Source organism: Streptomyces sp. UC4497, from assembly GCF_054871485.1.
Genome location: NZ_JBTYHB010000053.1, coordinates 1 through 15,437, shown reverse-complemented (window position 1 = coordinate 15,437; position 15,437 = coordinate 1). Strand labels below are relative to the sequence as shown.

Annotated in this window: 10 protein-coding genes; 7 read left to right on the top strand and 3 right to left on the bottom strand. The window is 70.3% G+C overall.

Annotated features, from left to right (window positions below; all coding sequences use genetic code 11):
• Positions 1-5 precede the first annotated feature (5 nt).
• The 3 genes from ACYSUO_RS39710 (at position 6) to recQ (ending at position 5,390) form a co-directional block, all read left to right on the top strand.
• The gene (locus tag ACYSUO_RS39710) at positions 6-1,580 is read left to right on the top strand and encodes an NADH-quinone oxidoreductase subunit M (protein WP_461781074.1); all 1,575 of its coding nucleotides are present in this window, start codon (positions 6-8) and stop codon (positions 1,578-1,580) included.
• Positions 1,577-3,241 (top strand): NADH-quinone oxidoreductase subunit NuoN, encoded by a 1,665-nt coding sequence (gene nuoN / locus ACYSUO_RS39705; protein WP_461781073.1) that lies wholly within the window; start codon positions 1,577-1,579, stop codon positions 3,239-3,241. Before ACYSUO_RS39710 ends, nuoN begins: the two co-directional genes overlap by 4 nt.
• A gap of 181 nt (positions 3,242-3,422) precedes the next feature.
• Positions 3,423-5,390, top strand: a complete 1,968-nt coding sequence (gene recQ / locus ACYSUO_RS39700; RefSeq protein WP_461781072.1) for a DNA helicase RecQ — start codon at positions 3,423-3,425, stop codon at positions 5,388-5,390.
• A gap of 63 nt (positions 5,391-5,453) precedes the next feature.
• On the opposite strand, the gene fahA is transcribed toward recQ, so the two are convergent.
• Positions 5,454-6,800 carry a fumarylacetoacetase gene (gene fahA, locus ACYSUO_RS39695; RefSeq protein WP_461781071.1) on the bottom strand — a complete coding sequence of 449 codons (1,347 nt, stop codon included), beginning with the start codon at positions 6,798-6,800 and terminating at the stop codon, positions 5,454-5,456.
• A gap of 265 nt (positions 6,801-7,065) precedes the next feature.
• Here fahA and ACYSUO_RS39690 point away from each other — a divergent pair, with 265 nt between their 5' ends.
• The 3 genes from ACYSUO_RS39690 to ACYSUO_RS39680 all read left to right on the top strand — a co-directional run bounded on the left by ACYSUO_RS39690 (position 7,066) and on the right by ACYSUO_RS39680 (position 10,551).
• A complete protein-coding gene (locus ACYSUO_RS39690) occupies positions 7,066-8,316 on the top strand; it encodes a carboxylate--amine ligase (RefSeq protein WP_461781100.1) in 1,251 nt (416 codons plus the stop codon).
• Between the two features lie 71 nt (positions 8,317-8,387).
• Positions 8,388-9,590, top strand: a complete 1,203-nt coding sequence (locus ACYSUO_RS39685; RefSeq protein ID WP_461781070.1) for an FAD-dependent oxidoreductase — start codon at positions 8,388-8,390, stop codon at positions 9,588-9,590.
• A 157-nt stretch (positions 9,591-9,747) separates the two neighbouring features.
• A complete protein-coding gene (locus ACYSUO_RS39680) occupies positions 9,748-10,551 on the top strand; it encodes an HAD family hydrolase (RefSeq protein WP_461781069.1) in 804 nt (267 codons plus the stop codon).
• A gap of 64 nt (positions 10,552-10,615) precedes the next feature.
• Here the strand turns inward: ACYSUO_RS39680 and ACYSUO_RS39675 are convergent, their stop codons facing one another.
• The gene (locus ACYSUO_RS39675) at positions 10,616-12,640 is read right to left on the bottom strand and encodes a CocE/NonD family hydrolase (RefSeq protein ID WP_461781068.1); all 2,025 of its coding nucleotides are present in this window, start codon (positions 12,638-12,640) and stop codon (positions 10,616-10,618) included.
• Between the two features lie 9 nt (positions 12,641-12,649).
• A complete protein-coding gene (locus ACYSUO_RS39670) occupies positions 12,650-14,146 on the bottom strand; it encodes a peptide MFS transporter (protein ID WP_461781067.1) in 1,497 nt (498 codons plus the stop codon).
• A gap of 224 nt (positions 14,147-14,370) precedes the next feature.
• On the opposite strand from ACYSUO_RS39670, the gene ACYSUO_RS39665 reads away from it, so the two are divergent.
• Entirely contained in the window at positions 14,371-15,381 is a 1,011-nt protein-coding gene (locus ACYSUO_RS39665; RefSeq protein WP_461781066.1) for a polyprenyl synthetase family protein, read from the top strand.
• Positions 15,382-15,437: the final 56 nt, after the last annotated feature.

The window sequence follows — 15,437 nt, the reverse complement described above, 5'->3', positions numbered from 1 at the left end:
TACCGATGTCCTTTCCTCTGCTGACAGCGACGGCGGTACTGCCGGCCGTGGGCGCGATCGCCACGGCCGCCGTGCCGGCGAAGCAGCGCACCGCGGCCAAGTGGCTCGCGCTGCTGTTCTCGCTCGCCACCCTGGTGCTCGCGGCGGTGGTCGCGGTCCGCTTCGACCCGGGCGGCGGCCGCTTCCAACTGACCGAATCCCACGCGTGGATCGCGGACTTCGGCGTCCGCTACGAACTGGGTGTGGACGGCATCGCGGTGGCGCTCATCGCGCTGACCGCGCTGCTGATCCCGTTCGTGATCCTCGCGGGCTGGCACGACGCCGACCCGCAGGAGACCGGGAACACGAGGTGGCGGCCGACCCAGGGCTTCTTCGCCCTGATCCTCCTCGTCGAGGCGATGGTGATCATCTCCTTCGAGGCCACCGACGTCTTCCTCTTCTACATCTTCTTCGAAGCCATGCTCATCCCGATGTACTTCCTCATCGGCGGCTTCGGGGACCGGGCGGGCCAGCACGGCGAGAAGGAGGCCGCGACCCAACGCTCGTACGCGGCCGTCAAGTTCCTCCTCTACAACCTGGTCGGCGGCCTCATCATGCTGGCGGCCGTCATCGGCCTCTACGTAGTGGCGGGGAACTTCTCGCTCCAGGAGATCGCCGCCGCGCGGGCCGACGGTTCGCTCGACATGGCGACCAACACCGAGCGCCTGCTCTTCCTGGGCTTCTTCTTCGCCTTCGCGGTGAAGGCCCCGCTGTGGCCGCTGCACACCTGGCTGCCGAACGCGATGGGGGAGGCCACCGCCCCGGTCGCCGTACTCATCACGGCAGTTGTCGACAAGGTCGGCACGTTCGCGATGCTCCGCTTCTGCCTCCAGCTGTTCCCGGAGGCGAGCAAGTGGGCGACGCCGGTGATCCTGGTGCTCGCCCTCATCAGCATCGTCTACGGGGCGCTGGTCGCAGTCGGCCAGCGCGACATCAAGCGCCTGGTCGCCTACGCGTCGATCTCGCACTTCGGCTTCATCATCATGGGCATCTTCGCGATGACCAGCCAGGGCCAGTCCGGCGCGACGCTCTACATGGTCAACCACGGGATCTCGACGGCGGCGCTGATGCTGGTCGCCGGCTTCCTGATCTCGCGGCGCGGCTCGCGGCTCATCGCGGACTACGGAGGCGTGCAGAAGGTCGCCCCGGTGCTGGCCGGTACGTTCCTGATCGGCGGCCTCGCCACTCTCTCGCTGCCGGGCCTCGCGCCCTTCGTGAGTGAATTCCTGGTCCTGGTCGGCACGTTCACGCGCTACCCGGTGATCGGCATCATCGCCACCTTCGGCATCGTGCTCGCCGCGCTCTACACGCTGGTCCTCTACCAGCGCACCATGACCGGCCCTGTGAAGCCGTCGACCGAGGGCATCACGGATCTGCGGGTGCGTGAGCTCGCGGTCGTCGTCCCGCTGATCGGCGTACTGATCTTCCTCGGCGTCTACCCGAAGCCGCTCACCGAGCTGGTGAACCCGGCGGTCAAGCACACCCTGTCCGACGTCCACAAGAAGGACCCGAAGCCGGAAGTGGAGGCGGCTCACAAGTGACCACGTCAGCCGTCCACAGTCTGTGGACAACCGTCGCCGCCGCACCTGTCCAAGAGGGGATCTCCAAGATCCCCTCACCGAAGATCGAGTACGCGCAATTGTCGCCGACCTTGATCGTCATCGGTGCCGCCGTCCTGGGGATCCTGGTCGAGGCCCTGGTGCCGCGCCGGTCCCGCTACTACGTGCAGGTGTTCCTCTCGGTCGTCGCGCTCGCGGCTGCCTTCGCGGCGGTCGTGGGGCTCGCGGCCGGCGGGTACGGGACGACGAAGGCGCACATCGCGGCCATGGGTGCGATCGCCGTCGACGGCCCGGCACTGTTCCTCCAAGGGACCATCCTGCTGTCCGGGCTCGTCGCGATCTTCACGTTCGCCGAGCGGCGGCTCGACCCGGAGGCGCACGGCAACCGCGTCGACTCGTTCGCCGCGCAGGCCGCCTCCGTGCCCGGCAGCGACAGCGAAAAGGCCGCCATAAAGGCCGGGTTCACCACCACCGAAGTGTTCCCGCTGGCACTCTTCGCGATCGGCGGCATGCTGGTCTTCCCCGCGGCGAACGACCTGCTGACGCTGTTCATCGCCCTGGAAGTCTTCTCGCTCCCGCTGTACCTGCTGTGCGCCGTGGCCCGCCGCAAGCGGCTCATGTCGCAGGAGGCCGCGGTCAAGTACTTCCTGCTCGGCGCCTTCGCGTCCGCCTTCACCCTGTTCGGCATCGCGCTCCTGTACGGCTACGCGGGCTCCGTCTCGTACGCCACGATCGCGAGCGTCGTCGACGGCTCGATCCAGAACGTGGACCCGGCCCTCGCCGACACCATGGGCAACGACGCGCTGCTGCTGATCGGCATGGCGCTGGTCGGCATGGGCCTGCTGTTCAAGGTCGGCGCCGTCCCGTTCCACATGTGGACGCCGGACGTGTACCAGGGCGCGCCGACGCCGGTCACCGGCTTCATGGCGGCGGCCACGAAGGTCGCGGCCTTCGGCGCGCTGCTGCGGCTGCTGTACGTCGTCCTGCCGGGGATGCGCTGGGACTGGCGTCCCGTCATGTGGGCCGTCGCCATCGTCACGATGCTGGGCGGCGCGATCGTCGCGATCACGCAGACCGACATCAAGCGACTCCTCGCGTACTCCTCGATCGCGCACGCCGGCTTCATCCTGGCCGGTGTCATCGCGACGACGCCCGACGGGGTCTCGTCCGTCCTCTTCTACCTGGCCGCGTACTCCTTCGTGACGATCGGCGCCTTCGCCGTGGTGACGCTGGTGCGCGACGCGGGAGGCGAGGCGACGCACCTGTCGAAGTGGGCGGGGCTCGGGCGCAGGTCGCCGCTGGTGGCGGCGGTCTTCGCGGTGTTCCTGCTGGCCTTCGCCGGTATCCCGCTCACCTCCGGGTTCGCGGGCAAGTTCGCCGTGTTCAAGGCGGCGGCCGAGGGCGGCGCGGGCGTGCTCGTCGTGGTCGGTGTCGTGTCCTCGGCGATCGCCGCGTTCTTCTACATCCGCGTGATCGTCCTCATGTTCTTCAGTGAGCCGAAGACGGACGGCCCGACCGTGGCCGTGCCTTCGCCGCTGACCATGACGACGATCGGGGTGGGCGTCGCGGTCACGATCGTGCTGGGGCTCGCGCCGCAGTACTTCCTGGATCTGGCGGGCCAGGCCGGGGTGTTCGTGCGGTAGCGGGCGGTACGGCCGCGGGCGGAGGCCCGGTCCCTGGGAGGGGGCCGGGCCTCCATGTGTCCCGGGAATGCCCCCAGCCTGTGGATAACTTTCCGGGGTGTCAGTCCGGACCCCTATCGTTACTGGAGAAGTCGAGACGAGCTGGACGCACGGGGGCACGGCGATGGACGGGACACAGGGTATGAGCGAGGTGACCGGGAGCGAGGCGCTAGCCACGCTCCACCGGGTCTTCGGGTACGACGCTTTCCGCGGCGAGCAGGAAGCGATCATCGATCACGTGGTGGGCGGTGGGGACGCCGTCGTGCTCATGCCGACCGGTGGCGGCAAATCGCTCTGCTACCAGATCCCGGCGCTGGTCAGAGCCGGTACGGGGATCGTCGTCTCGCCGCTGATCGCCCTGATGCAGGACCAGGTGGACGCGCTGCGGGCGCTCGGCGTGCGCGCCGGGTTCATGAACTCGACGCAGGACTTCGAGGAGCGCCGCCTCGTGGAGGCCGAGTTCCTCGCGGGCGAGCTCGACCTGCTCTATCTGGCGCCCGAGCGGCTGCGCCTCGACTCCACGCTCGGACTGCTCTCCCGCGGCAAGATCTCCCTCTTCGCGATCGACGAGGCGCACTGTGTCGCACAGTGGGGCCACGACTTCCGTCCCGACTATCTGACGCTGTCCGTGCTCGGCCAGCACTGGCCCGACGTGCCGCGCATCGCCCTGACCGCGACGGCGACGCACGCCACGCACCAGGAGATCACCCAGCGCCTCGGCATGCCGGACGCCAAGCACTTCGTGGCGAGCTTCGACCGGCCCAACATCCAGTACCGGATCGTCGGCAAGTCCGACCCGAAGAAGCAGCTGCTCAGCTTCCTCAAGCAGGAGCACGAGGGCGACGCGGGCATCGTCTACTGCCTGTCCCGCAAGTCCGTGGAGGCGACAGCCGAGTTCCTCAGTCGTAACGGGATCGAGGCGGTGCCGTACCACGCGGGCCTGGACGCGGGCACGCGTGCGCGGCACCAGTCGCGGTTCCTGCGCGAGGAGGGTCTCGTCGTCTGCGCGACCATCGCGTTCGGCATGGGCATCGACAAGCCGGACGTACGGTTCGTCGCCCACCTCGACCTGCCGAAGTCCGTCGAGGGCTACTACCAGGAGACGGGCCGCGCCGGGCGTGACGGCATGCCGTCGACGGCGTGGATGGCGTACGGGCTGCAGGACGTGGTGCAGCAGCGGAAGCTGATCAACATGGGGGAGGGGGACGAGGCGTTCCGGCGCCGGGCCTCCGCCCACCTCGACTCGATGCTGGCGCTGTGCGAGACGGCGCAGTGCCGCCGGGCCCAGCTGCTCACCTACTTCGGGCAGGAGGGCGCCGAGTCCTGCGGCAACTGCGACACGTGCCTGTCGCCGCCCGAGACGTGGGACGGCACGGTCGCCGCGCAGAAGATCCTGTCGACCGTGGTGCGACTGGAGAGAGAGCGGCGGCAGAAGTTCGGCGCGGGCCAGATCATCGACATCCTGCTCGGCAAGCGCAGCGCCAAGGTCATCCAGTTCGACCACGACCAGCTCTCCGTCTTCGGCATCGGCGAGGAGCTGGCCGAGGCCGAATGGCGGGGTGTGGTGCGGCAGTTGCTGGCGCAAGGACTCATCGCCGTCGAAGGCGAGTACGGGACGCTGGTGCTCACCGAGGAGAGCGGCTCCGTGCTGGGGCGGCAGCGGGAGGTGCGGCTGCGCAAGGAGCCGAAGCCGGCGCCCCGTGCGGCGGTGGCCCGTGAGCGCAAGGGCAAGACGCCCGCGGTCGACCTGCCGGCGGAGGCGGCGCCGGTCTTCGAGGCGCTGCGGGCCTGGCGTGGGGCGCAGGCGAAGGAGCACGGGGTGCCGGCGTACGTCATCTTCCAGAATGCGACGCTCAGCGAGATCGCGCTGCAACAGCCCACGTCGCTGGCCCAGTTGGGCACGATCGGTGGGGTTGGCGAGAAGAAGTTGGCGACGTGGGGGGAAGGGGTTCTGGGGGTTTTGGCGGGTCTTAGAGGTGACGCGGCGCCGGGTGCCTCTCAGGAGGCGGCGCCCTCCCGGGCGGGGCGGGGCGACGAGCCCTGGCCCGATTACGTGGGCCAGGAGCCGCCGCCCGAGGATGAGCCGGTGCCGGAGGACGTGGACTGGTAGCACGGGGTGGGCGTCTCGGGGCTCTGCCCCGGACCCCGCGGGCTCTCGTCCGAAGAGCGGGGCTTAATGCGCCGTGGGCACGATGCGGCCCGTCACCTCGCCCAGTTGGACCCTCGCGCCGTTCGGGCCGGGGGCCCAGGCGGAGAGGGTGACCACGTCGCCGTCCTCCAGGAAGCCGCGTTTGCCGTCGGGGAGGGGGAGTGGCTGTTGGCCGTTCCAGGTGATCTCGATCAGGGAGCCGCGCTCGTTGTCCTCCGTGCCGCTGATCGTGCCTGAGCCGTAGAGGTCGCCGGTGCGCAGGGAGGCGCCGTTGACCGTCATATGGGCGAGCATCTGGGCGCCCGTCCAGTACATGCCGGAGAAGGGGGGTTCGGAGATGACCTGGCCGTTCAGGGTGATAGTGATACGCAGGTCGTAGCCGGCCGGGTCGGCGGCCGACTCGGGGCCGCTGTCGTCCAGGTAGGGGAGCAGCGGCACCGTCCGCTCGGGCGGGGCGACGCGGGCCGCGTCCAGGGCCTCGAGCGGGGTGATCCACGCGGAGATCGACGTCGCGAACGACTTGCCGAGGTGCGGGCCGAGCGGCACCGTCTCCCAGTTCTGGATGTCGCGCGCCGACCAGTCGTTGAGGAGGCAGAGGCCGAAGACGTGGTCCCGGTAGGAGGAGAGCGGGACCGGTGTGCCCTGCCGCGACGGGACGCCGACCACGTAGCCGACCTCCGTCTCGATGTCGAGACGCACGGACGGGCCGAAGACCGGGGCCGGGTCGGTCGGGGCCTTGCGCTGGCCCGAGGGGCGCACCACGTCCGTGCCGGAGACGACGACCGTGCCGGAGCGGCCGTGGTAACCCACCGGCAGGTGCTTCCAGTTGGGCTTCAGGGGTTCCTCGTCGGGGCGGAAGAGGCGGCCGAGGTTCGAGGCGTGGTTCTCCGACGCGTAGAAGTCGACGTAGTCCGCGACCTCGAACGGGAGGTGCAGGGTGACCGAGGACAGGGGGTGCAGGAAGGGGCGGACGACCTCGCGGTGGGCCGGGACCGTGACCCAGGCCGTGAGGGCGCGGCGCACGTCGGACCAGGTCGTACGACCGGCCGCCAGCAGGGAGTTGAGGCTGGGGCGGGCCAGGACCGTGACGTACGGGGAGCCGAGGGCCGCGGCGGCGCCGCCCGCGTCCAGGACGTGATCCCCTATGCGGACGCCCACCGAGCGCCCGGCGCCGCCCGAAGCGCCGCCCGAAGCGCCGCCCGAAGCGTCGCCCGATTCGTCGGAGTCGGCGGAGGCGTCGTCGGCGAGGGAGAAGACTCCGTACGGGAGGTTGTGCGGGCCGAAGGGGTGGCCTTCGGGAAGGTCGAGTGGGTCGAGACGGTCGAGCGGGGTGGGCTCGGACGCGGACTCGGAGGTGGCTGCGGGTGCCATGCCTGCGGCCTCACTTTCCATTCGGGTGCGCCACACGTTACGTGGGAGACGCAGGTTCGCGACGGGGGAGACGACAGTTCGCCGTAGTGCCTAAAGAGTTCGCAATGTCCGAATGACCCGTTGATGGAGTGGTGGGTTCCGGCTTAGCGTCATTGTCCGGTGGGCACGGACGGGGCTGAGCCCTGTATCTAGGTCCGGGTCCAAGGGGGGACACGTGGGGGGACCCGTGGCCAGGAGCACCGGGAGTGACGGCAGCGCCGGAGGCGTGCCGTTCGCCGTGGACAGTGATGTCCCCGGCCTGATCGTCAAGTTCGGCGACTATCCGCTGCACCACGGAGGAGTGGGCGCGATCCGCAGTCTGGGGCGCCTCGGCGTGCCGATGTACGCGATCACGGAGGACCGGTACACGCCCGCGGCGGCCTCGCGTTATCTGTGTCGGGCCTTCACCTGGCGCACGACGGGCACGGAGGAACCGGAGCGGCTCGTCGACGGACTCCTGCGCGCCGCCCGCCGGATCGGCCGGCCGGCGGTGCTGATCCCGACGGACGAGGAGGCGGCGGTCCTCATCGCCGAGCACCAGGACCCGCTCGCCGGGGCGGGCCTGCTCTTCCCGCGGGTGGAGCGGGAGTTGCCGCGCCGCCTCGCGAGCAAGCAGGGGCTGCACGAACTGTGCGTGGAGCACGGCATTCCGTCGCCGACGACCGCGTTCCCGGCGTCGTACGCGGACATCGAGGAGTTCGCGGCGAAGGCCCGCTTCCCGGTCGTGGCGAAGAACCGGGAGGCGTTCACGCGGCGCTCGCAGCCCGCCGTCAACGGGACCACGAGGATCGCGACCCCGGACGGACTGCGTCAACTCGCCCTCGGCTGGGGCGAGAAGCCCGGCGTGATCCTTCAGGAGTATCTGCCGCGCGAGGACGCCGAGGACTGGATCGTGCACGCGTACTTCGACCAGGACTCCACGCCGCTCGCGATGTTCACCGGGGTCAAGGTCCGCTCCTGGCCGCCGCACGCGGGCATGACGGCGAACGCGTACGTCGTCGACAATCCGGAACTCGCGGACATCGCCGCACGTTTCATCAAACAGATCGGCTTCACCGGAATCATCGACCTCGACCTGCGCTTCGACCGGCGCGACGGACAGTACAAGCTGCTCGATTTCAATCCGCGGATGGGCGCCCAGTTCCGCCTCTTCGAGAACGAGGCGGGCGTCGACGTCGTCCGTGCCATGCACCTCGCACTCACCGGCCGCACCGTTCCGGAGGGGGAACAGCGGGCGGGACACCGCTACGTCGTCGAGAACATCGACCTGCCGGCGCTGCTGGCGTACCGGCGCAGCGGCTATACGACCCCGCACGCCCCGTCCCGCGCGAGCGGCACGGAGCTGGCGTGGTGGGCGGCCGACGATCCGCGGCCGTTCTTCACGATGCTCGCCCGGCTCGCACGACCCGGGGCGAAGCATCTGTACCAGCTGTGGCGGACCAACCGCCGCGGCAGCAGCGCCGGTTCGGTCGCCTAGTACGCCCGGCGGCCGGAGCGGAACGAAGTGGACGAAGTACGTGGCACGGCGTCGTCCTGGGGAGGGGCTTCGTGAATCATCCGGTAGCAGTCATTGGTGCGGGTCCTTACGGCCTGTCCACCGCCGCGCATTTGAGGGCGCGCGGGATACCCGTCAGGGTCTTCGGGGAACCCATGGTGAGCTGGCGCTCGCACATGCCCGAAGGCATGATCCTCAAGTCGGTGCCGTCCGCGTCGAACATCGACGCGCCGCAGCGCGGACACAAGTTGGTCGACTACTGCGACGCGGCAGGGATCAAGCGGCTCGTCACGGACGAGGACCTGATATCCGCCGACACCTTTGTGGCGTACGGCGACTGGTTCCAGAAGAAGCTGGTGCCCGAGCTGGAGCGGGTGCGGGTCGTCTCCGTGGACCGGCGCGGGCGCGAGGGCTTCGAGCTGAAGCTGGACTCGGGCGAGCAGTTCACGGCGCGGGCGGTGGTCGTCGCGACCGGCCTGTCGGGCCTTGAGCATCTGCCGGTGGAGTTCGCCGCGGCCGTGCCGGACGGACCCGCCCCCACGGGCCCGGTCTCGCACAGCGCGCAGCATCATGACCTGTCGCGGTTCGCGGGCAAGGAGCTGATCGTCGTCGGTGCGGGCCAGTCCGCGCTGGAGACGGCGGCGCTCGCGGTGGAGGCGGGCGCGAGCGTGACGGTGGTCGGGCGCGGCAAGGGTCGGGTGCGTTTCGGGGCGCCGCCGTGGCAGCAGCCGAGGTTCCGCCCGGAGACCCCGTTCGGCAACGCGTGGTCGCTGTACGCGCTCACGTACTACCCGCACCCGTACCGCCATCTCCCGCCGCAGGCGCGGCACTTCCTGGTCAAGCGGGTGCTGGGGCCGCTGGGCGCGTGGTGGCTGAAGGAGCGGTTCGAGGGCAAGGTCGCGGTGCGCGAGGTCGCGGGGATCGAGCGGGTGACGGTGTCCCAGGGGGCGCCCGTCCTGAGCGTGCGCACGCTGGGCGGGCGCGCCGACGAGCTGTCCGCCGACCATGTCATCGCGGCGACGGGATACCGGGTGGACCTGGCGGCGATGCCGTTCCTGGGGGAGGGGCTGCGCACGCGGCTCGCGACCAGCCGGGGCACGCCGCGGCTCGGCGCCGGGTATGTGTCGTCCGTCCCCGGCCTGTACTTCACGGGCATGCTGGGCGGGTCCTCGTACGGTCCTGTCATGCGCTTCGTCTGCGGTACGGAGTTCGCCTCGCCGCGGCTCGCCCGGCATCTGGCGTCGGCGCACGGTTGACGGGTGTCACTCGCAAGTACCGTTGTGTACGCCCCGGTTGACCGGCCCGGGGCGTAACCCGAACAGATGACACGACCACGTCGTGACCGGCCGAATCCTGCCAGGGTGGCCGGTACTCGACGGGTCGGGGGCGCGGCCGGTCCGTATTCTTCGGATCATGTCCGCACCCGCATATGCACTCATCGCCACTGACCTGGACGGCACGCTGCTGCGCGCCGACGACACGGTCTCCGACCGGACCCGCGACGCCCTGGCGGCGGCCGTCGCCGCGGGCGCCCGGCACATCGTGGTGACGGGGCGGCCCGCGCCCCGCGTGAAGCCGATCCTCGACGACCTCGGCGGGAGCGGACTCGCCGTGTGCGCGCAGGGGGCGCAGCTGTACGACGGCGTACGGGACCGGCTGCTGTGGTCGTTGACGATCGACCGGGACCTCGCCGAGCAGGCCCTCGGGAAGATCGAGGCGGAGGTCGGGCAGGTGTACGCGGCCGTCGACCAGGACGGGGTGGAGGGCCTCACGCTCATCGAGCCCGGCTATCTCATGCCGCATCCGACGCTGCCGGCGGTACGGGTGCGGGGGCGGGCGGCGCTGTGGGCCGAGCCGATCAGCAAGGTGCTGCTGCGCCATCCGTCGTTGTCCGACGACGAGTTGGCGGCGGTGGCGAGGGCCGCGGTGGGGCCGCTCGCCACCGTCACGATGTCCGGGCCCGGGACGGTCGAGCTGCAGCCGCGGGGCGTGACGAAGGCGACCGGGCTGAGCCTTGCGGCGGAGCGGCTCGGGGTGGGGGCCGTCGACACGGTTGCCTTCGGCGATATGCCGAACGATGTGCCGATGTTCGCGTGGGCGGGGCGGGGGGTGGCCGTGGCCAACGCGCATCCTGAGCTCAAGGCGGTCGCCGACGAGGTGACTTCGTCGAATGAGGAGGACGGGGTGGCGGTCGTCCTGGACAGGCTGCTGGCCTGACGGACCCACGCCACGGGGCTCCGCCCCGGACCCCGCCCCTCAATCGCCGGAGGGGCTGGAACTGCTACCCCGCCGTTCGCGGAATCCGCCTCTCCCACGTCCGGTGGAACACCACCTCCGCGCCGTCGCGGCAGATCACCTCGCTCGACGTGACGAACTCCGTTGCCGTGCAGGTGATTTCGGAGTGGGTTTCGACGTGGGCGTCCCAGCCCTGGTCCGGGCGGTGCAGGCGGATCGTCCAGTCGGAACGGGTGCGGGCCGACAGGGGATCGGACTCGTTGATGACGTACGTCTCCAGCGCGTCCTCGGTGAACTCCAGGCCGTCCGGGTACAGACGCGTGCCGCCGTACCGCGGGTCGACCTCCAGGCGCCATTCGCCCGCCGCGACGTCCCGTACGACGAGGCGTTCCGGGCGCGGCCCCTCCAGCGTCTCCGGGTAGACCACCCCGAGCGGCTCCGACTGCTCGGGGCCGGCGAAGGCGATGTCACCGCCCGGTTCGGCGCCGCGCACCGGGAGTTCGAGCGTGCTGCCCACCGGGTCGAGCGTGAACCCGGCCTCCGAACCGGCCTGCGGCCAGATCCACGGCCAGTACGCGGACGACACCGCGAGCCGGATCCGGTGCCCGGCCGGGAAGGCGTGGCCGATGCCGTTCAGGTCGAAGGTGACGTCCTCCGTCGCCCCCGGCTCCCACGGCACGTTCTCCGAGCGGCCGTGGCGCGACGACAGATTCAGCACACCCCGCGTCACCAGCGTCGAGGAGCCGTCCGGCGCCACGTCGCACACCCGCGCCACGACCTGCCCGCGCTCCACCGGACACGTCAGCCGCAGCGTCACGCGCGGCCGGCCGAGCACCTGTACGTCCTGCGGCACCTCGAACTCGAAGCACGCCGACTTCGCGTCCTCCTCGCGCTGGTCGGGCGGCAGGTCCGCGTCGTTCCCGAACGGGAAGAAGCGGCCCGCGTCCAGGCCCGTGTGCTGCGGCGACCGCACGATCTGGGGCGGTCCCTGGAGCGCGTACTGAACGGGGGAGACGTTAGGCGACGGCCAGGACGGCTCGCCGACCCAGCGGCCCGGCAGCTGCTCGTACACGGTGGCCGGCGGGTGCGAGTCGCTGATGTACGAGCGGAGCTTGGGCTCCTGCATCACCCCGTTCTCGTCGCCCTTGAGCCAGTGGTCCCACCAGCGCAGCGTCTCCTGGAGGAAGCCGATGGCCGGGCCCGGCGGCAGTCCGCGGTCCGGGTACTGGTGCGACCAGGGGCCGATGATCCCGCGCATCTGGTCGTCCGGAAGGTGTTCCGCGAGCCGCAGCACCGTGTCCCGGTACGGGTCGTGCCAGCCGCCGACGGCGAGCACGCCCGCCTTGATCGCGGAGTAGTCCTCGCAGACGCTGCCGTGCCGCCAGTAGTCGTCGCGGGTCTGGTGGTCGAGCCACGTGTGGATGAACGGGTCGACGGCGTCGAGGCGCTTCGTCCACATGTCCTTCCACGCGTCCCCGACGTACTGCGGGTCCGGCGGGCGCGACACGAACGCGAGCATCGTCGCCGCCCACGCGTGCATGTCCACGGCGAGCACGGAGCCGCCCATGTAGTGCACGTCGTTGTCGTAGCGGTCGTCCGCCGAGCAGACGGTCACGATCGCCTTCAGCGGCTCGGGGGCCAGCGCCGCGATCTGGAGCGAGTTGAACCCGCCCCAGGAGATGCCGAACATGCCGACCTTGCCGGACGACCAGGGCTGAGCGGCGAGCCAGTTCACGACCTCGACGCCGTCGGCGAGCTCCGTCTCGGAGTACTCGTCGGTCGGCATGCCCTCGCTGTTGCCGTGCCCGCGCACGTCCACGCGGACGGAGGCGTAGCCATGACCCGCGTACCAGGGGTGCCGCTGCCAGTCGCGCGGCGCCGTCCAGTCGGAGGCCCGGTACGGGAGGTATTCGAGGAGGACCGGCACCGGATCGTCGGTGACGGGACGCCATATGCGGGCGAAGAGCGTCGTCCCGTCCGACAGGGGTACGCGGATGTCCTCGCGGACCGTTCCGAACGGGAACTCGGTCCGGATCGACGGCGTATTCGGCAGGGGGGTCGTGGAAGTCATGGGGAAACCTCAGTGAACGGGGTGCATGGTGCGGCGCAGCCACGGCGCCAGGGCGACCACGGCGATACCGACCGCGACCGCGATCGCGCCGTTGACGCCGAAGTAGGCGGGGTTCGAGACCTCGCCGTAGAGCTTGACGACCTGCGCCTGGATCCCGTTCGCAAGTGCGAGCGAGAGGAACCACAGGGCCATGGTCTGGCTGGCGAAGGCCTGCGGCGCGAGCTTGGTCGTCGCCGACATGCCGGACGTCTCGACGAGGATGTCGCCGAGCCCGAGCAGCAGATACGAGCCGACGATCCACCAGGCCGCCATCTTGTACGTGCCGTCGCTGTGGCCCGACGTCGGCAGCACCATCAGGAGGAACGACAGGCCGCCCAGGATCACGCCGATCGCGATCTTGTTGGAGGCGTGCGGCTGGCGCTTGCCCATCCGCACCCACAGGCCCGCCACGACCGGCGCGAGAGCCACCTCGAAGGCGCCGAGCGCGGAGGCGTACCAGCTGGTGGGGAAGTCGAAGCCGAGGATGGTCGACTCGGCGTTCGTCGAGGCCAGGAGCATCATCGTCGAGTACGCCTGGAACAGGATGAAGTTGAAGGCGACCGAGGCGATGAAGAGGACCAGATAGGGCCTGAGGCGGCCGCGCTCCTCCGCCGTGACCCGGGGGCTCTTGAACATCACCACGAAGTACACGACCGGCGCGATCACCGAGATGTACGTGAGGACGTCGACGAAGCGGCCCATGGTCAGCCACCCGGCCAGGGCCAGGACCACCGCGAGCGCGGCCACCACGACCGCGCCCACGATCATCAGCCGCACCGCCCTGCGCATCCCCTCGGGCGGCAGCGCGTACTCGGCGGCCTCAGAGCGTCCCGCCAGGTGGCGGCGGCCGACGACGTACTGGATCAGGCCGAGCGTCATGCCGATGGCGGCGGCCGAGAAGCCCCAGTGCCAGCCCTTGTGGTCGCCGAGCCAGCCGGTGATCAGCGGTCCGGCGAAGGCACCGATGTTGATGCCCATGTAGTAGAGCGCGAAGCCGGCGTCGCGGCGCTCGTCGTCGGTCCGGTACAGCTTGCCGACCATCGAGGCGACATTCGGCTTGAGCAGGCCGGTACCGGCGCTGATCAGGCCGAGCCCGACCCACGTCATCGTGGGTGTCGGCACCGCCATCGAGTAATGTCCGCAGGCGATGAGGATGCCGCCCCACAGGACGGCGCGGTACGAGCCGAGGATCCGGTCGGCGAGCCAGCCTCCCGCGACCGAGACGAGGTAGACGAGCGTGCCGTACGCCGCCGAGACCGAGGCCGCGTTGCCGGGGTCCATGCCCATGCCGCCGTGCGCGACGGTGTCGGCGAAGTACAGGACGAGAATGGCCTGCATGCCGAGGAACGAGAACCGTTCCCAGACCTCCAGGCCGGACAGCGTCAGCAGGCCCCTCGGTTGGCCGAAGAAGGCCGTGTCGTCGCCAGGGGGCGGTGCGGTGCCCGTGTCGTTCTCGGTGTGGGACAAAGTGCGTACTCCAGGTCGTCTGTGCTGATCAAGAACATACCGGTGGTGTCGTCAAGCCGCCTGGTCCGGGTTGTTCGGGCAGGTGCCACCTGTGATCGAAACGCGACCGGATACGCTGACTTGAGTGATGGCAGCGACACATCGACAAACCGTGTCATCGACCGAATGATCGACCGAGTTCGCCATGTGAGCGTCGTGATCGTCAGCAGACAGGAGAACCTCTCGTGACCGTCGTCGGGACTTTCGGTCTGAGCGTGCGGGACCAGGCCCTCGAGGCTGATGTTCAGGCTGGTTTGGCGGCTGTCGAGGAGGGACTGCTCGAAGCCACCAAGAGCGAGGTTCCCTTCATCACGGAGGCCGCCCAGCACCTGGTGCGCGCCGGGGGCAAGCGGTTCAGGCCGCTGCTCGTGTCCCTCGCGGCCCAGTTCGGCGACCCGTACGCCCCGGGCATCGTGCCCTCCGCCGTCGTCGTCGAGCTCACGCACCTCGCGACGCTCTACCACGACGACGTGATGGACGAGGCGGACGTGCGGCGCGGGGTGCCGAGCGCCAACCAGCGCTGGGGCAACTCCGTCGCCGTCCTGACCGGCGACTTTCTCTTCGCGCGCGCCTCGCACATCCTCGCCGACCTCGGCCCGGACGCGGTTCGGATCCAGGCGGAGGCGTTCGAGCGGCTCGTCACCGGCCAGATCCTGGAGACCGCCGGGCCGGCCGACGGGCGGGACCCGGTCGACCACTATCTGGACGTGCTCAGCGGCAAGACCGGCTCGCTCATCGCCGTGGCCTGCCGCTTCGGCGCGATGATGTCCGGGGCCGACGAGACCGTGGTCGACGTGCTGACCCAGTACGGGGAGCGGCTCGGCGTCGCCTTCCAGCTGGCCGACGACGTCCTCGACATCGCGTCCGACTCGCACGAGTCCGGCAAGACGCCCGGTACGGATCTGCGTGAGGGCATCGCCACGCTGCCGGTCCTGCGGCTGCGGGAGCGGGCCGAGCGGCTCGGGCTCGCCGAGGACAAGGAGCTGGTCGAGCTCCTCGACTCCGACCTCGGGGACGACGACCGGCTCGCGGAGGCGGTTTCGCGGCTGCGGGTCCACCCGGCGCTGGAGCAGGCCCGTCGCGACACGGTTCGCTACGCGGAGGAGGCGAGGTCGGCGTTGGCGCCTTTGCGGGAGTGCGAGGCGAAGGCGGCGCTGGTGGAGCTGTGCGACGCGGTGGTGCATCGGGCGGGGTGAATCCGCCGGTTGCGGGGCTCCGCCCCGGACCCCGCGCCTCAAACGCCGGCGGGGCT